Genomic DNA, 24,045 nt, shown 5'->3' on the forward strand with positions numbered 1-24,045 from the left:
GCTTAGGTGAGCCGTCGCGACCAGCGTCCCCGAACGGGCGACGCGACGGATCCCGCTGCCGCCAGACAGGTCGGGGGCCGCTGGCGCCTTCGCAACTGGCACCTGCGGACCAAGCTCTTCGTAGTCCTGCTGATCCCCGCGCTCGCCGTGATCGGGCTCGTGGGCCTGCGCGTGAGCACGGACCTGCGCGACGCCCAGCAGCTCGCCGAGTTCGCCGCCCGCGGCCGCGTGGACAGCACCGTGACCGAGGTCCTGCACCAGCTGCAGCGCGAACGCGACGTCACGGTGCGGTTCGTCGCAGGCAACCGCCAGGGCGCCACCACCGACCTCACGGGCCAGCGCACGCGCGTGGACCAGGCGATCGGCACGTTCGAGAAGACCCTCGTCGACAGCAAGCCGCGCCTCGACGCCGTGGCCGCCAGCAGCCTGCAGCAGAGCGACGACCGGCTGCGCGTGCTCAGCGGCCTGCGTTACTCCGCCGAGCACTCCGCGTTCCCCGCAGACGCCGTGCTCCGCTCCTACAGCGAGCTGATCTCCGGCCTGCTCGACATCAGCGACATGGCCGCCGCCGACGTGTCCGATCCCGATCTCGCGCGGCTTCGCCTGGCCGGCAACGCCCTCGCGCGGATCAAGGACCAGATGTCGGTCAAGCGCGCGATCATGTCCGAGGCGCTCGCCGAGGGCAGCCTCAACCGCGACCGCACGCGCGCGCTGCTGGGCGCGGAGGCCGAGCTCAACGCCGCGCGCAACGACTACCGCACCTTCGCGACGCCCGACCAGCAGCGGATGTACGACGACACCGTGATCGGCCTCGTCGTCGACATCGGCAACGACATGGTCGAGTCGGCACTGACCCGCACGGAGAACGGCCAGTCGCTGCAAGGTCTGGACCCCAACCAGTGGGACACCGCGGCCACCTACACCGTGAACCTCGCCCACCAGGTGCAGGAAGCGCTGCTCGTACAGCTCCAGGAGCAGACCGATTCGCTCGCCGCGCGCGCCCGCACGTCGACGATCTGGGACGGCGGCATCGTGCTCGCCGTGCTGCTCGTGGCCGGCATCCTGTCCGTGGTCATCGCGCGCTCGCTGCTGCGGCCCCTGCGCGTGCTGCGGCGCACCGCGCTGGACGTGGCCGACCACCGGCTGCCCGAGGCCGTGCAGCGGCTGTTGACCGATCCCGACCCGGCGCCGGAGAACCTGCGCCACCGCGCGGCCGTCGCGCCTGTTCCGGTGTTCACGCGTGAAGAGGTGGGCCAGGTCGCGCGCGCGTTCGACGCGGTCCACGGAGAGGCCGTGCGGCTCGCGGCCGAGCAGGCGATGCTGCGCGAGAACGTCAACTCGATGTTCGTCAACCTCTCGCAGCGAAGCCAAGATCTCGTCGAACGTCAGCTGTCCGTGCTCGACCGCATGGAGGCCGGCGAGCAGGACCCGGACACGCTCGCGGGCCTGTTCGAGCTCGACCACCTCGCCACGCGCATGCGCCGCAACAGCGAGAACCTGCTGGTGCTCTCGGGTACCGACCTCGTGCGCGAGGACAGCGGACCGGTGGTGGCCGACGAGATCGTGGGCGCCGCACTGTCCGAAGTGGAGGATTACCAGCGCATCGAGCTCGGCTCCGCGCCGACGCTCGCGGTGCGCGGCGAAGCCGTGAACGACCTCGTGCACGTGGTGTCCGAGCTGCTCGAGAACGCCACGCGCTACTCGTCGGAGCGCGCAGGCGTGACCGTCGAAAGCGCCGAAACGCCCGACGGCGACTGGCGGATCGAGATCACCGACCGCGGCGCCGGCATGCCGCAGGCCGAGATCGACCGCACCAACGCGCGCCTGGCCAACCCGCCGGACGTCGACGTCGAGGTCTCGCGCCGGATGGGCCTGTACGTGGTCGCGACGCTGGCTCAGCGCCACCACATCGACGTCTCGCTGCGGCTGGCCGAAGGCACCGGCATCACCGCGACGGTGCTCGTGCCCACCGAACTGATCGTCGACGCGCCGCCGTTGCCCGAGCCGCCCGCGCCCGTCGCCGCCGAACCCGAGCCGGCGCCGGACCTGCTGCCGCCGCTCGCTCCGCTGGTCGCGGCGCCCGTCGTCGAGGAAGAAGAACCCGAGCCGCCGGCGGAGACGCCGATCGTTCCCGTGCTGGAGCCCGGCCCGCCGCGGCGCGCGCCGGTGGTGGAGAGCACGCCGTGGCCGGCGCCGGAGGACCGGTCGCACCTCGATCTCGACGCGCCCACCGAACGCATGCCCGCCTACCGGGACGTGTTGTCGCAGTGGTTCGACGCCGCCGCGCCGCCGCCCGAGGGACGCGCGCCTGCGCCGCCGGAACCGCTGCCGGTGGCGGAGCCCGCGCCGCAGCCGGAACGCGGACCCGCACCACAGCCGGAACGCCGGCCGGAACCAGTGCCGGAACCCCCGGCTCCGGAAGCCCTCCCACAACCAGAGCAACCCGCGCGCCACGCCCGCACCGCGGCGGAACCCGACTACGTTGAACCCGCGTTCCCGGCCGAGCAGTTCCCCACCACCGACCCCGACGAGAACCCTTCCCCGCCGGAATGGCCGACGTCGGACGCGCTGGAGCAGGAGGACGGCGCCGAGGACACCTGGCCGTTCCTGCGCGTCTCCGATGTCGAAAACGCAGGCGGGGAAGACGGCGAGGATGGCATGGAGGCCAGCCCCGGGCAGGTGCCCGAGCAGCGGCCGATACTCTCGCTTTCCCCCGAAGCGGTGCGCGAGCGGATGACGAGCCTTCAAGGCGGGTTCAGGCGTGGTCGCCACGTCCGGGGGGACGAGAACCCCACGACCTGATCGAACGGATGACCCATGAGCTCGAAGACCGCCCTGCTGGAAGTGATCGCGCTGGGTCCGGAAGACGCCCAGCGCGCTCAGGAAGGCGGGGCGGACCGGCTCGAACTGGTCGCGGACATGGCGCGGGACGGGCTCACGCCTTCGGAGCAGACGGTGCGCGACGTGCTCGCCGCCACCGACTTGCCGGTGCGCGTGATGCTGCGCGGTGGCGCCGGTTTCGCCGCCGGTGACCTCGACGCCCTGCGTGCCGACACCGCCACGCTTGTGGCCGCCGGCGCGCGCGAGTTCGTGTTCGGGTTCCTCACCGAGGACAACGAGATCGACGTCGACGCGTGCCACGCGCTGCTGAAGGAGATCGACGGCTCGCCTTGGACTTTTCACCGCGCGATCGACCGCGCGCACAACCCGCTCGCCGCATTCGACGTGCTCACCGAGCTCGGCTGCGACACGGTGCTGGCGGCGGGCAGCCCGCACGGCGTCGGCAGCGGGCTGTCGGTGTTGCAGCAGCTCGCGCGGCGGACGGATGGCCCCGGTTTGCTCGTCGGCGGTGGCCTGAGAGCGCAGCAGGTGCACCTCTTGCGCGCCGGGGGTGTCCGCGGGTTCCACGTGGGCAGCGCTGTTCGCCCGAATGGCTGGGCGTCCCCCGTAGGTGTCGCCGCCGTTCGCGAGTGGGCCGAATTGGTCAGGGGTTGAGCTAAAGTTTCGACAGTTCTCCGGGGCATCCGGGTAGTCGAGCCGAAAGCGCGGGCTGTGGAGGCGAGTCAGCACGGGCGAAGCAACGAGACTGCACTTTCTCGGGCCTGGAAGCGGGTAAACGAGCAGGCGCGGCGGCTGCGCAGCGATGTCACTGTGTCGATCTTGTGCCGATCGGCAGTCTCGTGGCTCGGTGTTGCGGGAGGCTGTTTGTTGGTTAATACCGGACCGGGAACTCAGGAAGTGCGAGTGGCGACTGACGAGCTCGCCGCGGTGCTTGCCGAGCTCGAGACCACGGTCGGGGAGGGACCGGTGCGCACGGCCCGCAAACTGGGTTCGCCGGTACTCGTAGGGGATTTCGACGGGGTCGAGCAGTCGCGCCGCTGGCCGTTGTACGCGCCGCTCGCCGTGCAGGCGGGCGTCCACGCCCAATTCGTGCTGCCGCTGCGCGTCGGTCTCATCGATGTCGGCACACTTGTGTTCCACCGAAAGGACCCAGCTCCGCTGGAACCGGTTCTGCTCGCCGACGCATTGGCATACGGTGAACTGATGCTCCTGCTCCTGCTCGATGAACAGTCCGGTGCGGTGCATGCAGAACCCGTTGGTCTCTCATTGAAATCCACGTACGTGCACCAGGCCACCGGCATGGTCGCGGCGCAACTCGACGTGAGCCTCGACGACGCGTTCGCCGCGCTGCGCGCGCGGGCGTTCGCCGAGCAGCGTCCTCTTTCGGAAATTGCAGCAGATGTAGTGGCCAGGCGGTTTAGGTTCGAACGCGAGGGGGGAACTCAATAATGGTCGCGTGTTGGGCGTGGCGTGGTGTGGTTGGAGATGGTTCCGGTGATTGACGGACGCCTGGTCGACACGTTCGTCGAGTTGGCGGACACGCTCACAGACGACTTCGATGTGATGGACTTCCTGCACCTGCTGGCGGCGCGCAGCGTGGAGCTGCTGCCGATCGACGCGGCGGGGCTTCTCGTTGCCGGCCCGGCCGGTGACCTGCAGCTCGTCGCGAGTTCCAACGAGCAGGTGCGGATGCTGGAGCTCTATCAGCTTCAGCGAGACGAAGGACCTTGCCTCGACGCATACCGGCGGCGGAGCCCCGTGACCGTTCCCGACCTGGCTCGCGACACCGGGAACTGGCCGTCGTTCGCCGCGGCCGCCCTCGGCCACGGGTTCCGCGCGGTGCACGCGCTGCCGATGCTGCTGCGGTCCGAGGTGATCGGCGCGCTCAACCTCTTCTCGGCAGACCCCGGCGAGCTGTCACAGGAAAACCTGCAGATCGCGCGCGCGATGGTCGACGTCGCGACCATCGGCCTGTTGCAGGCGCGCACGATCCAGCAGCACGAGGTGCTGGTCGAGCAATTGCAGACCGCGTTGAGCAGCCGGGTCGTGATCGAACAGGCGAAGGGGTTCATCGCGGAGCGGCTGAGCCTGGAGACGGACGAGGCGTTCGCCTTGTTGCGGGGGTTCGCGCGGCGCACCAGCCGCAAGCTGAGCGCGGTGGCAGCCGATGTGGTGAACCGTTCCGAGAGCGCGCGCGAGCTGTTCCAGAAGCCGCCCGCGCTCTGAAACGTTTCGACCGGTCGGTGGAGTGCACGGCGGCTTTTCGGCGCTAACGTCGGTTGCTTCGTCCTGGACCCCGGCGGAAATCGGTTCCGGTCCGGCAGGTGCGGGGAGGCGCGTGATGGCCGTGCGGATCAGCTTTGGTGTGCGCTCGAGGAATCGGCGAGGGGTTTCCTCGATCGCGCCGCACCCGCTTGTGGTGGGTCTGCGGCTGATCCGAAGGTTCTCGCACCACCGGGCTTGGAGCCGGCGTTGACGGGTCAATCGTCCTTCTTTTTCGGCGCCGGCCCGTTGTGCATCAGGCGACGCAGCTTCGTGAGCGCTCGGTGCTGGCTCACGCGCACGGCGACGGCGCTCGGCAGGCCCAGAGCGGCCGCCGTCTCCTCCGCCGAGTAACCGAGGACGACGCGCAGGGTCAGCAACTCGCGCTGCGCCGGCGGCAGGTGGCCCAGCAACTCCTCGATCTGCAGCCGCGAGTCGGTCTGGGCGAACTCGTCGGGGCCGGGGCTGTCTTCGTCGCCCGCGTCGGCGACCGGGTCGGCGCGGTTGCGGGAGCGGCGGCGGAATTCGTCGGCGACCTTGTGGCCAGCGATGCCGAACACGAATGGCAGGAAGCTGTCGGTCTCGTAGCGGTAGCGCGGCAGCTCCACGAGCACCGCGAGCAGCACCTCCTGCGCACAGTCCTCGGCGCCCCCGTCGGCTCCGCGCATGCCGAGCCGGCCGCGGCAATAGCGGAGCACGAAGGGACGTAAGAATTTCACGAGCTCCGCCACCGCGGCGCGATTGCCCGCCACGGCAGCCGCGACGAGCCGGCTGTCCGGACGCGGCGAGGGCGCGCGCTCGTCGGTGGCCATCCACATCGTTTCCCAGGTCGAGCGGGCCGCCGGACTGGAGCGCCGCGACGGGAGAGCGCGCTCGACAACCGAGGACTGGGGACGCTTCGCGGGCCGAACGAAATCCTGCTCCGCAGGACCCGGATTGTCCAATGCAAAACGACCCCGAGAACTCGCGTGTTTTCGCGCCTCCCGCGAAGACGTCAAAAGGATTCCGCGCGGCCAGAGGTATTCCCCGGATCCGCCAGACGAAGCGCGTCGCCCTCCCGGCCCGGCCGAGTTCGCGAGCGAAGGCGTCGCCGCTGCCGTCGTCGGGCTCGATGTGCCGCGCGTTGGCCCGGGCACCACCCCCAGCCGTGGATGGCTCATCCAGCCAGGGCCGGGAGGCTCATCGGGCAACCGGCGAAGGATCCGACAAAAGCGTCAATCACGAATAAAGCGGCAATATGTTAGTTACCGATCGGTACTGTCATAAACGTCGCGAAATTGCTCTCGTGAAACATAAACGGACTGTGAAAAGCTCAGCCAAAAGTAGGTCCCTCGGCGGCTTATGCTCCTTCCCAGATCGAGGCACGGAGTGTTTCGGTCAGGTCCCCCACCGTTTGAGAGGAATTGCCATGCGCTTGCGCAAGCTCGTCGCCGCAGCGGTCCCGCTGCCGGCGTTGCTGTGCCTTTCCCTGGCCGGCGTGGCCCACGCCGATCCCTTGATCACCATGAGCGCCAACACCGCGCCGCTCACCTCGAGCGCCCGCAGTGGCGATGTCGACGCTGGCCAGCAGATCAACGCCGCCCTGTCGCTCAAGCTGCACAACCAGCAGGCCCTTCAGCAGTTCCTCTCCGACGTCCAGAACCCGGCCTCGCCGCAGTACCACCACTTCCTCACTCCGGAGCAATTCAATACGGCATTCGGCCCAACGCAGGCTGACGTCGCGAAGGCCGTTTCATTTCTGAAACAAAACGGCGCGAAGGGAATCGAGGTTTCCGGTAACCGGCAGGCGATCACGTTCACCGGTTCGGCCGCACAGCTGGAATCCACATTCCACACCCGCCTTGGCAATTACACCGACACCACCAACGGCCGCAAGTTCTTCGCCAACGACTCCGCCCCCGCGCTGCCCGCCTCCGTTTCCTCGGTGGTGCAGGCCGTGGTCGGCCTCGACAACCACGCCGTGAAGGAGCACTCGGCCACCACCGCCGCTCCGAAGGTCGTGAAGGCCGTGACGCCGAGCATCCTGAAGACCGCGTACTCCACCAGTGGCCTCTCGGCCACGGGCACGGGCGTGAACGTCGGCTTCGTCGAGTTCGACGGCTACCGCAAGTCCGACATCACCAGCTACGACTCGAAGTACGGCCTGTCCGGCGGCACTGTCACCACCGTCCCGGTGAGCGGCGCCAACTACGACTCGAGCCCGGGCGACGGCGAGGTCGAGGTCGACCTGGACATCGAGGTCGTGCACGCGCTCGCCTCCAAGGTGAGCTCGTACGTCTACGAGGCTCCGAACTCCAACGCCGGCGAGCTGGCGATGTACCAGAAGATCGCGTCGGACGCGCGGGTCAACGTCGTCTCCATCTCGTGGGGCTCGTGCGAGCCGGCCGAGGGTTCGTCGGCCGCCAACAGCGTGAACAACGCGATCGCCTCCGGCACCGCCGAGGGCATCACGTACTTCGCCGCCGCGGGCGACGACGGCACCACCGACTGCGCCCGCCAGACCGGCAGCCTTTCGAAGGCCGTCGACTTCCCGGCGTCGAGCCCCAACGTCACCGGCGTCGGCGGCACCCAGCTCACCGTGACTTCCTCCAACACCTACAGCAGCGAGAAGGCCTGGAACGACGGCGCCTCGGCCGGCGCCGGCGGCGGCGGCATCTCGACGCTGTTCAACGCGCCGTCCTGGCAGTCGAACCAGAGCACCACGAAGCGCAAGGTCCCCGACGTCGCCGGCGACGCCGCTTCGGGCTCCGCGTACACCATCGTCAGCGAGGGCAGCAGCGGCAACGTCTGGGGCACCTCCGGCGCGGCCCCGCTGTGGGCCGCCTTCACCGCCCTGCAGAACCAGGTCCACGGCGGCTCCCTCGGCAACCTGAACCCGACCTTCTACAGCATCGGCAACGGTTCCTCGTACTCCACGGGCTTCCACGACGTGACCACCGGCAACAACACCTTCAACGGCACCACCGGTTTCACGGCCGGTACGGGCTATGACCAGGTGACTGGTTGGGGCTCGTTCAAGGGCACTGGGCTTTCGGGTCTGATCGGCTGAGTTTCCTTGTTTTCGTTGCGGCGGGGCCCTTTCCTTCGGGGGAGGGCCCCGCTTCGATGTTTGCGGCGGGCGACACCATTCCCGAACCTGGCGGACGAAACTGTCGGTGACCGGTGACACAATGCACTCATGTCGACACTGATCGCGACGCCCCGGGCCAGAGCCCTGGGGTTCTCCTTGCGCACAGCTCGCGAGGAACGCCGCATGGGGTTGCGAGAACTGGCCAGATTGGTCCACTTCGCGCCGGGTCACCTGCACAACTGGGAGGTGGGGATCCGGGTCCCCAAAGAGTCCGAAGTCGGGGCCCTGGCGGGATGCCTCCGCATGACGGTGGAGGAACGCGAGCGGTTGGTGCTGCTGGCACGCCACGCTCGTGAGCCGAATTGGCTGGAGAGCGTGGTTCCCGGTGCGCCGGCACCGGCCGCGACGTACGCCGAGTGCGAACGCACCGCGACCCGACTGTTCAGCTGGCAGCCGCTGCTGATTCCCGGATTGTTCCAGACCGGCGACTACGTGCGCGCCTGCTTGGGTCGGCAAAAGAGAATCTCGAAGGACGATGTCGAGGTCGCGGTACTGATCCGGATGGCTCGGCGCGATGTTCTCTCCAGAATCGAGCAGTTCACCTCGATGATCGGCGAAGAAGCGCTTCGCCAGAACATCGGGGACTCCGCGATCATGATCGACCAGCTGCACCACCTGCTGGCGGTCGCCCCGCGCCGCAACATCGCGGTTCGGATCGTCCCGCGTGGGCTCGGTTTCCACGCCGGGTTGCATGGGTGCTTTGTCCTCCTCGACTACGAGAGCTTGCCCTCGATCGTGCACGTGGAAGGGTTTCGAGGCGGCGCCTACTTGTACGATGAAGCTGATGTGGCCGCGTACCGCGACGCCACGAAACAGCTGGCGGAGCTGGCCCTGGGCGAGCAGGAGAGCATCGAGTTCATCCAGGGGGTGCTCGCCGAACTGGAGGCTTGAAGATGCTCGGCAGCGCGTGGCGCAGGTCCAGCTACTCCGACACGGGGCAGTGCGTCGAGGTTGCGCTGAGCAGGGTCGTGCGTGTGCGGGACACCAAAGACCGCCGCGGCGGCGAGCTCGCCGTTCCCCCTGTTGCTTGGGCTGAACTCGTCCGAAAGGTCGGCTGACCCCCGACTGTGACCCTGTTATCCACAGCGACTCGGAGTTGTGGACAACTCGGGCCCTCGACGGCTTGCGGCCCGGTTTTGTCGGGGACGGCCGATAGGATGGACATGGGCGCGCCCCCCTAGGGAGGGCGGGGGTCTGTGTTGGCGGACGGGCTGCCCCCGGTGCAAGAGAAGGCTTGTGAGTTCCCGGAAAGACAAAGGCGGCGCATGACTTCCACCCGGCAAGACGGAGATACCTGGGACCTCGCGTCCAGCGTCGGCGCGACGGCGACCATGGCCGCGGCGGCGAGGGCGATCGCGACGCGCGAGGACAGCGCGCTGTTCGCGGATCCGTTCGCCGAGCCACTTGTGCGGGCGGTGGGCATCGACCTGCTCACGCGGCTGGCGAGTGGCGAAGAGCCGCCGGGAGACCTGGTCGGGCGGGTGGCAATCGATGTCGCCAAGGTGCGCGGGAAGTTCTACGACGATTTCTTCCGAGAAGCGACCGAAGCGGGCATCAAGCAAGCCGTGATCCTGGCCGCGGGCCTGGATTCCCGCGCGTACCGGCTGCCGTGGCCATCCGAAACGGTCGTGTACGAGCTCGACCAGCCCGAGGTCATCGAGTTCAAGACCCGCGCCCTGGGCGAACTCGGCGCGGAGCCGACCGCGGAGCGCCGCGCCGTCGGGATTGATCTGCGTGAGGATTGGCCCGCCGCGCTGAGGGCCAACGGGTTCGACGTGACCGAAAAGACCGCGTGGAGCGCCGAGGGCCTGCTGGGGTACCTGCCGCCGGAGGCGCAGGATCGGCTGCTGGACACCATCACCGAGCTCAGCGCGCCGGGCAGCCGCGTGGCCACCGAGAGCCGGCCCAACCCGAAGCCGGGCGACGAAGAGAAGACCAAGGCGGGCCTGAACCAGATCGCGGAACGCTGGCGTGAGCAGGGTTTCGACACCGACATGGCGAAGGTGCGCTACTACGGCGAGCGCAACGAAGCGGCTCCCTACCTGACCAGTCGAGGCTGGGAGCTGAGCGGCGCCACCATCGCGGAATTCCTGTCCGCCAACGGCCTGCCCCTCGACGACGACTCCCTGCGCCTGAGCGACGTGCGCTACGTGAGTGGCACGCGCTGACCGGCGTTCCCTGCCGGGAACACCACCCGCAACGTTCACTCGGGTGGGTGAGACAACCCGCCGGGAGCCGGGATAACCTCCGGACCATGCGCACGATTCGCGACGCCACGCGGGAACTGCTCCGGAACCTCGGCCTGACCACGGTGTTCGGCAACCCCGGCACCACGGAGATCGCGTTCCTGACCGAGTGGCCCGACGACTTCACCTACGTCCTCGGGCTGCAGGAGTCGGCCGTCGTGGCGATGGCGGACGGGTACGCGCAGGCGACGCGCAAGCCGGTGCTCGTGAACCTGCACTCGGCCGGTGGCGTGGGCCATTCGCTGGGCCACGTGTTCACCGCCTTCCGCGACCGGGCGCCGCTGATCGTGCTGGCGGGGCAGCAGACGCGTTCGCTGCTGCCGGATGAGCCGTTCCTGGGGGCCGTCGAGGCGGCGAACTTCCCGAAGCCCTACGTGAAGTGGAGCATCGAGCCGGCGCGGGCGCAGGACGTGCCGGCGGCGATCGCGCACGCGTACTACATCGCGACGCAGGCGCCGCAGGGTCCGGTGTTCGTCTCCGTGCCCGTGGACGACTGGGACGCCGAGGCGACCATGCCGCTGCCCGTCGGCAGGAGGACACAGAGCTTCGCGCCCGACCCCGCGGCGCTCCAGGAGCTCGCGAAAGCCCTGGACCACGCGGAAAACCCGGCGCTGGTCGTCGGCGCCAGTGTGGACGGGGACGGCGCCGTGCCGGACGTGGTCGCGCTCGCCGAGAAGCTCAAGGCCGGGGTCTGGGCCGCGCCGATGTCGTCGCGGTGCTCGTTCCCCGAGGACCACGAGCTGTTCCTCGGCTTCCTGCAGCCCGAGCGCAAGGCGGTGGCCGAGGCGCTGCGCGAGCACGACGTCGTGGTGGTGCTGGGCGCGCCCGCCTTCACCTACCACGTGTACCGCGGCGAGCCGGAGGAGCCGCTGCCGCCGCTGTACCTCGTGAGCGACGACGAGCAGATCCTCGCCCGCGCGGGCAACGGCACCGGCATCCGCTCCACGCCGAAGCTCGCCATCCAGGCGCTCGCCCAAGAAGTCACCGCGAAGAGCCGCGAAATCCCAGCCCCGCCGGCAAAGCCCGCCAAGCCCGCCGAAACCACGCCGATTTCGCCGGACTTCGCCTACGCCACCGTCGCGGATCTGTTGCCGGACAACGCGATCGTCGTCGAGGAGACGCCGAGCCACCGCAACTGCCTCCACGACCACCTGCCGATCACCTCCACCGACACGGGGTTCCTCACCGTCGCCAGCGGGACGCTCGGTTACGGCCTCCCGGCGGCCGTCGGCGCGGCGCTGGGGCGGCCCGATCGCAAGGTCGTCGCGATCCTCGGCGACGGCTCCAGCATGTACTGCGTGCAGGCACTGTGGACGGCCGCGCGCGAGAACGTGCCGGTTACCTTCGTGGTGCTGGACAACGCGCAGTACGCGGCCGTGCGGATCCTCGGCGAGTCGGCTGGTGGCAAGAAGGTGCCGGGCACCGAGCTCGGCGGCATCGACTTCGCGCAGCTCGCGCAGAGCATGGGCGTGCCGGCGCGGACCGTCGAGAAAGGCGCCGACCTGCGTGACGCGCTGGCGGAAGCCCTCGCCGAAAACGGTCCCGCGCTCGTGCACGTCAAGGTGGACCCGAATCCGCAGAAACTGTATTGATCTTCGCGATTGACCCGACCGGGTGACGCTGTTTGGATGACCGGGTGCAGCCTCTACTGACTCCCGGACAGCAGGAACTCGTCGCACAGGCCGGCAAGCTCGCCGACGTCTTCGCCGAGCGCGCCAGCCTGCACGACCGCGAGAACTCCTTCCCCCACGAGAACTACGACGACCTGCGGGAAGCGGGGTTCCTGCGCCTGTCCGTGCCGGAGGAGCTGGGCGGCTTCGGCGCGGGCCTGCCGGAGATCCTGCCCGTGCTGGAGCGCCTGGCGATGGGCGACGGCGCCACCGCACTGGCGTTCACGATGCACCTCTCGCCGCTGGGGCAGTGGGCGAGCGTCTGGCGGCGCACGCAGTCGCCGCGCCTGGCCGAGCTGCTCACGAAAGCGGCTGAGGGCGAGCTGATCTGGGCGTCGGTCACCAGTGAAACCGGCCTGCGCAACGACATGACGGACTCGAACACCGAGGCTGTCCGCGTCGAAGGCGGGTTCGAGCTCACGGGCCGCAAGAGCTTCGCCACCAACACCGCCGTGGCCACGCACTGCTCCACCACCGCGCGCTACGAAGACGCCGAAGGCGGCCCACGGCTGCTGCTGTGCCAGATCGGCCTCGACCAGCCCGGGGTCCGGATCCACCAGACCTGGGACACCATGGGCATGCGCGGCACGCAGAGCAACGACGTCGAGCTCACCAAGGTGTTCGTCGAGGACAGCGCCGTCGTTCACTCGCTGCCGGTGAAGCACCTCGACGCGCGGGTGCTGGAAACCGTGTGGTCGTGGGCGATGCCGGCGTTCTCGGCCGTCTACACGGGAGTCGCGGCGGGTGCGCTCGACTGGACCGTCCGCTCGCTGCAGAAGCGCGGCAAGACGGGCGATCCGGTGCTGCAGGACGTGATCGGCGAGTGCCAGATCCTCCTCGACAGCTCGCGGGCGCTGATCCGCGGCCACGCCGAAGACGTGATGTCGCGGCGCCTCTTCACCGGCGACGTGCAGGACGGAGTGGCCCGCTGCGCCGTCGTGAAGTACGTGGCGGCCAACAACGCCGTGCAGGTGATGCAGCGCCTCGTCGACGTGCTGGGCGGCATGTCGTACACGAAGAAGCTGCCGTTCGAGCGGATGTGGCGCGACGTGCAGGCGAGCACGTTCATGCCGATGGGCAACCTCGCCACGCGCAAGCTGGTGGGCGCCAACGTGCTCGGCGTGCGGACGCTGCCGGAGATCGGCCCCGACGAGACCGGCCCGGACTCGCGAGCGAAGGCCTGAGACGCAAGAACGGGGCACCCGTCATGGGTGCCCCGTTCAGCAAGAACCGCCTCAGCTCTTGGCTTCGGCCTTCGCCACAGCCTCTTCGGCGACCTCGGACTCCACCAGCTCACGCTCGGCTTCGTCCGCCACCGCCGTCGAAGCCGGCCCGTGCAGCAACCGAGCCACCTCGCCGCGCAGCGTCACGAACTCCGGAGACTCCCGCGTCGTGATCTGGTCCCGCTCCGCCGGCAGGTCCACGGGCAGGTCGGCGACGATCGACGCCGGGGACTTCGACAGCACGAGCACCCGGTCGCCCAGGTACACGCTCTCGTCGATGTCGTGCGTCACCAGCAGCACCGTGGTGCCCTGCTCTCGCTGCACCCGCCGCAGCAGGTCTTCCAGCTCGAAGCGCGTCTGTGCGTCGACGGAGGCGAACGGCTCGTCCATGATCAGCAGCGCCGGCCGCGAAGCCAGCGCCCGCGCGATCGACACGCGCTGCTGCATACCGCCCGAAAGCTGCCACGGGAACTTCGCCCCGACCCCGGCCAGCCCGACGGCCTCGAGCGCCGAGGCGGCCCGCTTGCGCCGTTCGGCCTTGTCGAGTTTGGTCCAGCGCAAGGGGAACTCGACGTTCTTCCCCACCGTCAGCCACGGGAACAGCGAGCGGCTGTAGTCCTGGAACACCACGGCGAGGTCGTCCGGCACGCCGGTGACCAGGTCGCCGTGCAGGCTCACGGTGCCCGACGACGGCGGCAGCAGCCCCGCGATCGCGCGCAGCAGCGTCGACTTGCCGCACCCCGAAGGGCCGACGATGCACGCCAGCTGGCCCGCCTCGACGGTGAACGACAGGTCGTTCACGGCGACGTGCGCCTTGTCGCCCGTGCCGTAGCGGTGGCTGAGGTCGGAGACCTCGAGCATGGTCGACATTCTGACTACCTTCCGGAAAGTTCTAGTGACGGCCGGGCTGCCACTTGAGCACCCGGCGCTCGACGGCGAGCAGGGCCGCGTTGAACCCGTAACCCAGGATGCCCAGCAGCACGATCCACGCCCACATCTGGTCGAAGTCGTACGCGCGCTGGGCGGCGATCAGCGCGTAGCCGATGCCGTTGAGCGAGCCGACGAGCTCCGAGATCGCCATGAGGATCAGCGAGATCGACAGCGAGAGCCGCAGACCCGCGAAGATCTTCGGCATCGCGGCCGGCAGCACAACCGTGGTGATCCAGTAGAACCGCGGCGTGCGGAACGCCCGCGCGGTCTCCGCCTTCACCTTGTCGACCGAACGCACGCCGTCCACCGTGTTCATCACGATCGGCCACACGGAACCGAAGATGATCGTGGCGATCTGCATGCCCGGTCCGATGTGGAACAACACGATGAACACCGGCACCAGCGCCGGCGGCGGGATCGCGCGGAAGAACGCGAACAGCGGGCCCACGTAGTCCATGCCGGTCTTCGAGCGCCCGAGCGCTGTCCCCAGTGCGACACCCAGCACCACCGAGAGCAGCCAGCCGCCGAGCACCCGCTCTAGGCTGGGCAGGACGTGGTCGAACACCGCCTGGCCGAGGAAAACGTGCGAGGCCGGGCCGGAGAACCACAGCTTCACCGCCGCCGCGACGATCTTGGTGGGCGGCGGGAAGAACACGCTTTCCGTGAACTGCGTGATGACCTGCCAGATCACCACGAGCACCACGAACAGCAGCCACTTGCGCGCGAAGCCGCTCAGTCCGCGGCTCACGCGGCCGCGCGCGGCGCTTACCGGTTTGCCGACGACGGTCACGCGACGTCCCCTTCGTCGTTGCTGCTCCAGCGAAACAGCCGCTTGCCCAGCCGCTCGAGCCCTTCGTTGGCGAGGTATCCCAGCACCCCGGCCACGACGGTGCCCGCGAGCACCAGGTCCATCCGCCCGGAGCCGGACGACGCCTCGAGCACGAACTGCCCGATGCCCAGCTTCGCGCCGGCGAGGAACTCCGTGCTGATCACCAGGATCAGCGAGATCGCCGCCGACATCCGGATGCCGGTGAACACGAACGGCGCCGCGTGCGGCAGCGCCACCGAGGTCAGCAGCCGCGACTTCGGCGTGCCGTAGGAGCGCGCGGTCTCGATGAGCACCGGGTCGATCTCGGCCATCGCGTAGATGGTGTTGAACAGGATCGGCCACACGGCCGCGTAGACCGCGAGCGTGATCTTCGCTTCCGGCCCGCCGCCGACGACGATGAGGATCAGCGGGATCCAGGCCACCGAAGGGATCGGCCGGAGGAACTCGACGATGGCCTTGGTCGCGTCGCGCAGCCAGCGCACGCTGCCGAGCACCAGCCCGGCCGGCACCGCGATCACGATGGAGATGGCCATCGCGATCAGCCACGCGAGCACGGACGCGATCACGTCACGCACGAACTCGGTGTCGCCGAACAACTCGCCGATGCGCGCGAACACGACCGTGGGCGGCGGCACGTCGTTCTGGTCGATCAGGCCGGCCCGCACGACGACCTCCCAGATCAGGAGGAAGCCGAGCAGGCCGACCAGGTTCCGAACGAGTCGCACGTCAGGAAGCGCTCGGCTGCGCCACGATCATCTGCGCGACGTCGATCTTGGCCGGGATCGACCCGAACTGCTGCAGCAGGTCCGGCACGCGCTGCAGACGACGGGCGTCCAGAGTGGACTGGAAGGTGAGCAGTGCGGTGAGCGAGGCGGTGGCCTCGTCGACCTTGGAGAACTGCACCATCAGCGGCTCGATCTTCGAGCGGTCCGCGGATTCCTTGGTGGCGCGCAGCATCGCCCGCTGGAACGCCGCCACGGTCTTCGGGCTCGACGTCGTGAACTTGCCCAGCGAGCCGTAGCCCGCGGTCGGGAAGTCCTGCGTGGCACCGGTCGCGGTGTCGATGATCGGCACCGTGCCGTTGGTCTTCGCCGATCCGGTGATGAACGGCTCGGTGAGGAAGCCCGCGTCCACGTCGCCGCGCTTCACGGCCGCGCCGATGCTCGGGAACGGTAGGGAAACCCACTTCACACTGGAGAAGTCCACGCCGTTGTCGCGCATCACGGACTTGGTCAGGGTGTCGCAAATGGTGTTCTGCGCGGTGATGGCGATCTTCTTGCCCGCCAGGTCGCGCACGCTCTTCACCGAACCGTTGGGCATGGCCACGATCTCGGTGCTCTTCGGGCCGGCCGAGGAGGCGTCGGACACGAACTTGATGTCCGCGTTGCCCTTGCTCTTCGCGATGAAGAACGGCGTGTAGCTCGCGTACGCGATGTCGACCTCTCCGGACAGGAGCTTCGTCACGGAGGCGTCACCGCTGGCGGCGTCGACGGACTCGACCTCGAGGCCTTCGTCCTTGAAGTAGCCGTTCTGCACGGCGAGGTGGAACGGCGCGACGTCGATCGTCGGCATGATCGAGACCTTGATCTTCGTCTTCTCGAGCCCCGACGCGCCGTTGGTGCTGCCCGAGTCGTCCGAACCCCCGAGCAGGCCGCAGCCGCTCGCGGTCAGTGCGACGCCGCTCGCCATGGCGAGGGAGAGGAAGCCACGGCGCCCGAGTCTTGCCTGGCTGCTCCCGGCTGATTCAAACAATGCCACTCCTTGGAGAATGAGGTCACATGGGTGTTGACCGTGCTGGGTTTGGTGGGTGTGGCTCATTGTCCGGAGTCACGCGGCTACTGTAGAGAAGCGCCGCATCCATCACAATGGGTGTTCATCAACGGTCCGACAGTGGCGTGAATCACTCGATCAGGGGATCGGGGTGGTCGAGTTGAAGATCATCCGGCACGTCGGAGCCAACTACGAATCGGCTTGATCCGCTACTTGGGTGTTCTGGATCGGCTGTCAAGAGGGTTACAAATCACCGAGTCGTTCGCTACCCTCTGCTCCGGCAGTGTGAGGTGTGGACCACCGATGTAGTGAGAGTCAGCCTCGCTGAGAGGCACTCTGCGCAGGCCGGCACTCGTCGGCGGACTGGTGGCTTAGGCCTATTGGACCAGTGATCGACCAGTGCGGGGACCGAACGCCATGCAAGTACTGAACCGATTCCGCGTCCAGGGCGGCGCGAAACCGCACCTGGAAGTGGATCTTTTCCCCCGAAAGGGTGTAATGGCCCAGGCCCACCGGGCCGCTGAGGTGCCGGGCGGCCTGCCGGGAGCGTGCGGGTAGTGGTCGCGGGCACGACAGGCTTCAACTCACAGGGTCCCTCGGGCCCCGACGAAGATGGTGGTGCGGCGGTGCCGAACGAAGACACCGCGGGGGTGGGAGGGGCCCCTGCGCGCGAAGGTGGGGCGAATCCCGCACGACGGGGTTCGGTCTTCGCGCTGAACAACTGGCGGCTTCGCTCGAAGCTCGCCCTGATTCTGATCATCCCGACGCTCACCGCGCTGGTGCTCGGCGCGTTGCGGGTGGCGGACGACGCGCAGCAGGCCGTGCAGCTCGGCCACACCGCGGACCAGGTCGCGTTCGCGGGCAAGGTGACCGCGGTCATCCACGACCTGCAGGGCGAGCGCAGCCTCGCCGTCGCGCGGATCTCCTCCGGCGACGCGCTGCGCCAGACCGGGCTCGACGCGCAGATCGCGAGGGTCGACCACGACGTCGAGGACCTGCGCAACTCGTTGGTCAACTTGAATCCAGATGACCAGGCCACCGCTGATCGGTACGCCCGCGGAATCCAGCGCCTTGACGCGCTGCGCCCGCTGCGCGCGGCCGTGGGCTCCTCGTCCTACTCGGACGTCGCGGTGCTGGACACCTATTCCTCGATCCTCAACTCGCTGATCCAGCTGGGCCGCGAGGTGACCACCGCGGTCACCGACCGGGACCTGCTGCGCCTCGGCAACAGCACGCAGGCCATCAGCGAGGCCAAGGAGTTCACGCTCCGCGGCGACACGGCCCTGGAGATCGCGGCCTTCCGCAACGGCTTCCCCGGCGACCTCCTCGACGAGACGCGCGCAGCCGAAGCCAGTGGCGACGCGTCGATCGCGGCGTTCCTCGCGAACGCCACCGACGACCAGGTGCAGCTGTACTCCGACACCGTCTCGGGCCCGGAGGTCGACGACCGGCGCCGCATCCAGACGCAGGCGTTCTCCTTCGCGCAGCAAGGCGAAGCGCTCAACATCGACCCGACGCAGCTCGGGCAGGACAGCACCGTCGCCTCCGACAAGATGCGCGCGGTCGAGACGAACCTGCTCACGCAGCTGCGCACCCAAGCCGACGACCTGGCCAGCTCGGCCGTGCGCTCGGCGTGGGTCGGCGGTGTGATCGTGCTCGCGGCGCTCATCGCGGCGCTGATCCTCATGCTCGTGATCGCCCGCCTGATGCTGCGGCCGCTGCGCGTGCTGCGGACCACGGCGCTCGACGTGGCCTACACGAGGCTGCCGGAGACGGTTCAGTCCATTCTGGACGATCCGGATCCGGTCAACGCCTCCAAGAAGGCCGTCGACCCGGTGCCGGTCACCTCACGCGACGAGATCGGTGAAGTGGCGCGCTCGTTCGACGTGGTCCACGGCCAGGCCGTGAAGATGGCCGCCGAACAGGCCCTGCTGCGCGAGAACGTCAACGGCATCTTCGTGAACCTCTCGCGGCGGTCGCAGCGGCTGGTGGAACGCCAGCTCGGCGTGATCGACCGGCTCGAGGCCGACGAGCAGGACCCGGACCACTTGGCGAGCCTGTTCGAGCTCGACCACCTCGCCACCCGGTTGCGGCGCAACGGTGAGTCGCTGCTGGTGCTCTCGGGCGCCGGTCTCGCGAAGTCCGTGCCCAAGCCGGTGCCGGCGGCCGACGTGATCGGCGCCGCGGTGTCGGAGATCGAGCAGTACGCCCGCATCGAGGTCGGCATCGTCCCTGAGGTCGCCGTGCAGGGCCTCGCGATCCACGACCTCGTGCACGTGCTCGCCGAACTGCTCGACAACGCGACCTACTTCTCCGAGCCGGAGACGAAGGTCACAGTGCGGGCTGTGGTGACTCGCAAGAAGGCCCTGGCCATCCAGATCACCGACCACGGCGTCGGCATGACGGAGGACCGCCTCGCAGAGGTCAACCAGCGCCTGGCCGACCCGCCGGACCTCGACGTGTCGGTGACGCGGCGAATGGGTCTGTACGTGGTCGCGCGCCTGGCCCAGCGCCACGGCATCGAGGTGCGGCTGCGCGAGAACGAGGACATCGAGGGCGGCGTGATCGCCCGCGTGGTGGTGCCGGCCGAGCTGCTCACGCAGGTGCGCGTGGCCAACCCGATGCCGCGCCACACGCCGCCGCCGCTGAACCGCAACGAGGTCTCGCACCCGAGCCTGCCGCCGGTCAACCGGCAGCAGTTCGACCAGTTCGACTCGCAGTTCGACTCGACGCCACCGCCCCCTTCGGCACCGCCCGCGGCTCCGCCCGCACCGGCCGTGCCGGCGCAGTCCAACGGTGGCCTCGTGCCGCTCGACCAACCGATCAGCCTCGACGACCTCGTGGCCGGAAACCGCGCTGCCGGGCCGTTCCTGAGCCCGGAGGCGTCGCTGCCCGAGGTGCCGGCCTGGCCGACGGCGGACGATCTCGCCCCGCTCACCCAGCAGCCCAACGGGGATGGTGCGAGCCTGGCGGAGACCCAGTTCCCGCCGCTGGTGCTCCCGAAGCGCGAACCGAGGTACGTCGCGCCGGAGGAGCCGCAGCGGCAGGAGCCGGCCGTGGACGACGGCGCGTCGGCCCTCGAGGACGACGTGCCCACGCGGCGCCTGCCGATCTACCAGTCGGTGCTTTCGCGGTGGTTCAGCGAGGGCAGCGACGACGGCGAACCCGGTGCGGCCGACGAGCTCGGCACCCCGGCAGCCGAAGCGGCTCCGGCCGAGGCTCCGGTCGAACCGGAAGCCGCCGGAGCCCGCGAGGCCGCGGCGGCCAACGGGTTCTCGGCTGCCTCGGTGGCGGCCGACGAGCCGGCCGGGATCGGCGGCGCCTTCGACAGCCGTGAGGAGGAGCCGATCGAAGCAACGCCTCTCTACCCCGGTTCCGACGACGGCTGGAGCAGCGCGTCGGACGAGGGCTGGCAGGCCGCGCAGTCGCTACTGGAGAAGAAGGCCGAGGAGATCACGCCGGCGGGCCTGCCCAAGCGGGTGCCCAACGCGTACCTCGTGCCGGGCTCGATCGGCGGTGACTCCGCACCGGATGACCAGCACAATTCGTTCACCGACGCGACTTCCGGTCTGCCCGGAACGGGTGCTATCACCCGCTCGGCCGCCGCGGCCCGCAACAGGATGGCAAGCTTCCAGCGTGGGTACACCTCCGGACGGCACAGTTTGAAGGAACGGCCGGCCGACGAAGCCCGGCTCGACGACGAAGGCGTACGAGTCACCGGGTCCGGGTATGTGAGCGACAGCAGTGAGGAGCGACAGTGACACGGGCGGGTGCAGTGCAGCCGGGGGGCGGCTCGGCGCAGCCGAACGGCAGGGCCGGCGGCGGCGTGGCGGGCAGCTTCGCGTGGCTGATCACGGACTTCGTCCACCGGGTTCCGGGCGCGGCCCACGCGGTGGTCGTTTCGGCCGACGGGCTCCTGCTCGCGGCTTCGCGAGGGCTGCCGAAGGACCGGGCCGACCAGCTGGCGGCGGTCGCCTCCGGGCTGACCAGCCTGGCGCGCGGCGCGGCGAAGGTGTTCGAAGGCGGCCCGGTCGCGCAGACCGTGGTCGAGATGGCCAACGGCTTCCTCTTCCTGATGTCGGTCTCCGACGGCTCGTGCCTCGCGGTGCTGGGCGCGCCGGACAGCGACATCGGTCTCGTCGTATACGAGATGACGTTGCTGGTCGAACGAGTCGGCCAGCAGCTGACGCCGGAAATGCGCGCGCAACTGCAGGGCGCTGCGATCCGCCGCTAGGCGGATCGGGAACTTCAGGAGCAGACCGTGGACGACGGGCGCTTGAGGGGCGATGGCCGGCTCGGTGACGATTTCACCGGTGGTTGGGCCGAGGCCGGCGATGGCCGGGAGGACTGGAAGTCCTTCCGGGACCGAGTGGACCGCGAGTGGCGCGCCCGGCGCGCCACGGGATCCGACGCGGATCCGGTGCGGGAGCCGCCGAACTGGCTGACGGACTCCAATGCCGGACAGCAGCCGATCACCGGCGAGTACCGCGACCGCCTCCTGGGCGGTCCGGGCGCCGAGCTGTTCGGCGGCGCGAGCGGGCCGCTGTACGACTCCGCGGAGTTCGCGGCGTTCAGCGCGCAGCGCGACGGCTCGCCGGGACCGTCGTCCAACGAGCTCGCCGAAGCCCTGCCGCAGCAGGCCGCGGGCGAGTACGTGGACGAACCTCCGGTGGCCGAGGTGGAGACGTCCGGGCTCGTACGCCCGTACTTCCGCACGCGCGGCCGGACGAGGCCGACCTACGACCTCGCGATCGAGGCCCTGGTCTCGACCAGCGAGCAGGGGCGCGTGCTGGACCGCGTGCGCGTGCCCGAGCACCGGTCCATCTGCGATCTGTGCATCGACACCCGCTCGGTCGCGGAGGTGGCGGCGCTACTGCGCCTGCCGCTCGGCGTCGTGCGGGTGCTCATTGGTGACGTGGCGGGTCTCGGACTGGTGCTGGTGCACACCACCAGCAGCACTTCCTCGGGCGACCGCCCCAGTATCGAGTTCATGGAAAGGGTGCTCAGTGGGCTTCGGAGAATTTGACTCCGACGCGAACACACCGCAGGTGACAGGTCCGACCTCGTCGGCCAAGATCGTGGTCGCGGGTGGGTTCGGTTCGGGCAAGACGACAATGGTCGGGGCGATTTCGGAGATCGACCCGCTGACCACCGAGGCCATGATGACCGAGGCGAGTGTCGGCCACGACGATACTTCGGCCACGCCGAACAAGACGACCACCACGGTCGCCATGGACTTCGGCCGGATCTCGCTCGACTCGGACCTCGTGCTGTACGTGTTCGGCACGCCGGGCCAGCACCGGTTCTGGTTCATGTGGGACGACCTCGCCGTCGGTGCGATCGGCGCCGTGGTGCTGGTGGACACGCGGCGCCTCGCCGACGCGTTCCCGTCCATCGACTTCTTCGAGAACCGGAAACTGCCGTACGTGGTCGCGATCAACTGCTTCGACCGGTTGCTGCACCACCAGATCGAAGACGTGCGGCACGCCTTGACGATCTCCCCGTCGGTGCCGATCATGGCCTGCGACGCGCGCGAGCGTGACTCCGCCAAGCAGGTGCTTATCTCGGTCGTGCAGCACGCAATCGCTCACGACACGGCACTGAGGGCAGGCTAGAACCCCAGTACCCGAAACCGGGTGCGGCCGTTGGAGTGAACTCCACGTGCTTCACCCGCTTCGGGGAGTGGTGCCTCCGACCGGGGTAGGGCTCCCCGCCCGCTCTTCGGTACGGTCGGGGCCGGCAAGGCCCGAACGGGCAGCCGAACGGCCGGTGACCTGCGCAGACACCCCGCTGCGCACAGTTGCCGGCGCCACCACCGAGTGACCCACGTATGCGTGATCCTGGATGGGTTCGCGCGATGCGCGTGCGTATGGGTACGCACAGTGCACGGGTGCTCGCCCGACGCGGGCTCGACAGTGTCGGGCGGGTGAATACGCTGGAACGGCGTCTTCACGCCCGCCCGGCGATCATGGCGGTGTTCGGCGGTGTTCGACCAGTTTGGAGGGACAGTGACCGCTTCCGGCCAGGAGGGCCAGTTCGGCTGGCTGATCACGGACTTCGTGCGCCGGGTCCCCGGCGCCGCCCACGCCGTGCTGGTGTCGGCCGACGGTCTCCTGCTCGCGCCGTCGGAAGGTCTGCCGCAGGAGCGCGCCGAGCAGCTCTCGGCCGTCGCGTCGGGCCTCGTGAGCCTCACGCAGGGTGCCGCACGGTGTTTCGAGGCCGGTGGTGTGAACCAGACCGTGGTCGAGATGGAGCTCGGGTACCTGTTCCTGATGTCGGTGTCCGACGGGTCGTCGCTGGCCGTGCTGGCCGCCCCCACGTGCGACATCGGCACGGTCGCGTACGAGATGACGCTGCTCGTGGAGCGCGTCGGCCAGCAGCTCACGCCCGAACTGCGCGCCCAGCTCCAGGGCGGGGTGCGTGGTTAGTACATGAGGATCTCCGGCTTCGGCGAACAGGACACGGGCGCTTGGGACGCACTGCACAAGGGCACCGACCGTGAAGGCGTGGACTCGCCGAGCCGTTTCGAGCTGAGCACGCTGAAGACGATGCTGCCGCACCGGCGGCCCGCTGCTTCCGCTGTGCCGCCGCCTGCTCCTGTTCGTCCGCCTGCTCCTGTTCCTACAGCTCCGGCATCTTCGTCTTCTGAGTACTACGACGATGACGGGTACGAGTGGGTCGAGGACGGGGAGTCGGGGTACTGGGAGGAGACCGGGACTTCCTCGGGGTACTACGACGCCGAGTCGTACTTGACGCACGAGGACCGTCAGGTACCGGAGGACTCGGCTTATTACCAGGCTCCGGAGCGGCGGCATTTGGCTGCGGTGGAGGAGCCGGCGGGTGGGGCCGGGTATGAGCAGGATGCTGCTCATGCGTCGGGGTACCAGCGTGTTCCCTCGTCCGCGGGCTACGAGCAGGCGCCTGCTTCGAATGCCGCGTACGCCTCGGGTTATTACCAGACGCCGGCTGCTGACGACTACGCGTCGGGGTACCGGCAGACTCCCGCCTCGGATGCATACGCGTCGGGGCACCACCGGACTTCCGCTTCGGATGCTTACGCGTCGGGGTACCGGCAGGCTCCCGCTTCGGATCCTCACGCCTACGAGTATCAGCAGGCTCAGCCGTATCCCTCCGGCTACCACCA

Annotated in this window: 20 protein-coding genes; 15 read left to right on the forward strand and 5 right to left on the reverse strand. The window is 69.0% G+C overall.

What is annotated here, in order from left to right:
- Positions 1 to 6 precede the first annotated feature (6 nt).
- The 4 genes from ABZU76_RS29940 (at position 7) to ABZU76_RS29955 (ending at position 5,067) form a co-directional block, all read left to right on the forward strand.
- Positions 7 to 2,802: a nitrate- and nitrite sensing domain-containing protein gene (locus tag ABZU76_RS29940; protein ID WP_354875281.1), complete on the forward strand. Its 2,796-nt coding sequence runs from the start codon at positions 7 to 9 to the stop codon at positions 2,800 to 2,802.
- A gap of 15 nt (positions 2,803 to 2,817) precedes the next feature.
- A complete protein-coding gene (locus ABZU76_RS29945) occupies positions 2,818 to 3,495 on the forward strand; it encodes a copper homeostasis protein CutC (RefSeq protein WP_354875283.1) in 678 nt (225 codons plus the stop codon).
- A gap of 249 nt (positions 3,496 to 3,744) precedes the next feature.
- Positions 3,745 to 4,290 (forward strand): ANTAR domain-containing protein, encoded by a 546-nt coding sequence (locus tag ABZU76_RS29950; RefSeq protein WP_354875285.1) that lies wholly within the window; start codon positions 3,745 to 3,747, stop codon positions 4,288 to 4,290.
- A 36-nt stretch (positions 4,291 to 4,326) separates the two neighbouring features.
- Positions 4,327 to 5,067, forward strand: a complete 741-nt coding sequence (locus ABZU76_RS29955; RefSeq protein ID WP_354875287.1) for a GAF and ANTAR domain-containing protein — start codon at positions 4,327 to 4,329, stop codon at positions 5,065 to 5,067.
- A 254-nt stretch (positions 5,068 to 5,321) separates the two neighbouring features.
- Here ABZU76_RS29955 and ABZU76_RS29960 read toward each other — a convergent pair whose 3' ends face one another.
- The gene (locus ABZU76_RS29960; RefSeq protein WP_354875289.1) at positions 5,322 to 5,915 is read right to left on the reverse strand and encodes a sigma-70 family RNA polymerase sigma factor; all 594 of its coding nucleotides are present in this window, start codon (positions 5,913 to 5,915) and stop codon (positions 5,322 to 5,324) included.
- 596 nt (positions 5,916 to 6,511) lie between these two features.
- On the opposite strand from ABZU76_RS29960, the gene ABZU76_RS29965 reads away from it, so the two are divergent.
- From ABZU76_RS29965 to ABZU76_RS29990, 6 genes are all read left to right on the forward strand, one after another.
- Positions 6,512 to 8,152, forward strand: a complete 1,641-nt coding sequence (locus ABZU76_RS29965) for a S53 family peptidase (protein ID WP_354875291.1) — start codon at positions 6,512 to 6,514, stop codon at positions 8,150 to 8,152.
- Between the two features lie 129 nt (positions 8,153 to 8,281).
- Positions 8,282 to 9,124: a helix-turn-helix transcriptional regulator gene (locus ABZU76_RS29970; RefSeq protein ID WP_354875293.1), complete on the forward strand. Its 843-nt coding sequence runs from the start codon at positions 8,282 to 8,284 to the stop codon at positions 9,122 to 9,124.
- Between the two features lie 2 nt (positions 9,125 to 9,126).
- Entirely contained in the window at positions 9,127 to 9,291 is a 165-nt protein-coding gene (locus ABZU76_RS29975; protein ID WP_354875391.1) for a DUF397 domain-containing protein, read from the forward strand.
- Between the two features lie 207 nt (positions 9,292 to 9,498).
- The gene (locus ABZU76_RS29980; RefSeq protein ID WP_354875294.1) at positions 9,499 to 10,401 is read left to right on the forward strand and encodes a class I SAM-dependent methyltransferase; all 903 of its coding nucleotides are present in this window, start codon (positions 9,499 to 9,501) and stop codon (positions 10,399 to 10,401) included.
- 86 nt (positions 10,402 to 10,487) lie between these two features.
- On the forward strand, positions 10,488 to 12,071 hold the full coding sequence (gene mdlC / locus ABZU76_RS29985; RefSeq protein WP_354875296.1) for a benzoylformate decarboxylase: 1,584 nt from the start codon (positions 10,488 to 10,490) through the stop codon (positions 12,069 to 12,071).
- A 44-nt stretch (positions 12,072 to 12,115) separates the two neighbouring features.
- A complete protein-coding gene (locus tag ABZU76_RS29990) occupies positions 12,116 to 13,333 on the forward strand; it encodes an acyl-CoA dehydrogenase family protein (RefSeq protein WP_354875298.1) in 1,218 nt (405 codons plus the stop codon).
- Between the two features lie 51 nt (positions 13,334 to 13,384).
- Here ABZU76_RS29990 and ABZU76_RS29995 read toward each other — a convergent pair whose 3' ends face one another.
- Genes ABZU76_RS29995 through ABZU76_RS30010 form a run of 4 tightly spaced genes read right to left on the reverse strand, consistent with a single transcriptional unit; the run spans position 13,385 to position 16,820 of the window.
- The gene (locus tag ABZU76_RS29995) at positions 13,385 to 14,242 is read right to left on the reverse strand and encodes an ABC transporter ATP-binding protein (RefSeq protein ID WP_354875300.1); all 858 of its coding nucleotides are present in this window, start codon (positions 14,240 to 14,242) and stop codon (positions 13,385 to 13,387) included.
- A 22-nt stretch (positions 14,243 to 14,264) separates the two neighbouring features.
- Positions 14,265 to 15,092, reverse strand: coding sequence for an ABC transporter permease (locus ABZU76_RS30000; RefSeq protein ID WP_354875302.1), 828 nt, complete (start codon positions 15,090 to 15,092; stop codon positions 14,265 to 14,267).
- Complete coding sequence (locus ABZU76_RS30005) at positions 15,089 to 15,856, reverse strand: ABC transporter permease (RefSeq protein WP_354875304.1); 768 nt, start codon at positions 15,854 to 15,856, stop codon at positions 15,089 to 15,091. Before ABZU76_RS30005 ends, ABZU76_RS30000 begins: the two co-directional genes overlap by 4 nt.
- Before the next feature lies 1 nt (position 15,857).
- Entirely contained in the window at positions 15,858 to 16,820 is a 963-nt protein-coding gene (locus tag ABZU76_RS30010) for an ABC transporter substrate-binding protein (protein ID WP_354875393.1), read from the reverse strand.
- A gap of 707 nt (positions 16,821 to 17,527) precedes the next feature.
- On the opposite strand from ABZU76_RS30010, the gene ABZU76_RS30015 reads away from it, so the two are divergent.
- From ABZU76_RS30015 to ABZU76_RS30035, 5 genes are all read left to right on the forward strand, one after another.
- Positions 17,528 to 20,662, forward strand: a complete 3,135-nt coding sequence (locus tag ABZU76_RS30015; protein WP_354875306.1) for a nitrate- and nitrite sensing domain-containing protein — start codon at positions 17,528 to 17,530, stop codon at positions 20,660 to 20,662.
- A gap of 14 nt (positions 20,663 to 20,676) precedes the next feature.
- Complete coding sequence (locus ABZU76_RS30020; protein WP_220247186.1) at positions 20,677 to 21,135, forward strand: roadblock/LC7 domain-containing protein; 459 nt, start codon at positions 20,677 to 20,679, stop codon at positions 21,133 to 21,135.
- 27 nt (positions 21,136 to 21,162) lie between these two features.
- Positions 21,163 to 21,927 (forward strand): DUF742 domain-containing protein, encoded by a 765-nt coding sequence (locus ABZU76_RS30025; protein WP_354875308.1) that lies wholly within the window; start codon positions 21,163 to 21,165, stop codon positions 21,925 to 21,927.
- Positions 21,908 to 22,516, forward strand: a complete 609-nt coding sequence (locus ABZU76_RS30030; RefSeq protein ID WP_220244630.1) for an ATP/GTP-binding protein — start codon at positions 21,908 to 21,910, stop codon at positions 22,514 to 22,516. Before ABZU76_RS30025 ends, ABZU76_RS30030 begins: the two co-directional genes overlap by 20 nt.
- Before the next feature lie 393 nt (positions 22,517 to 22,909).
- Positions 22,910 to 23,329 (forward strand): roadblock/LC7 domain-containing protein, encoded by a 420-nt coding sequence (locus tag ABZU76_RS30035; RefSeq protein WP_354875310.1) that lies wholly within the window; start codon positions 22,910 to 22,912, stop codon positions 23,327 to 23,329.
- Positions 23,330 to 24,045: the final 716 nt, after the last annotated feature.

The organism is Amycolatopsis sp. NPDC005232, from assembly GCF_040607795.1.
Taxonomy (GTDB): domain Bacteria; phylum Actinomycetota; class Actinomycetes; order Mycobacteriales; family Pseudonocardiaceae; genus Amycolatopsis.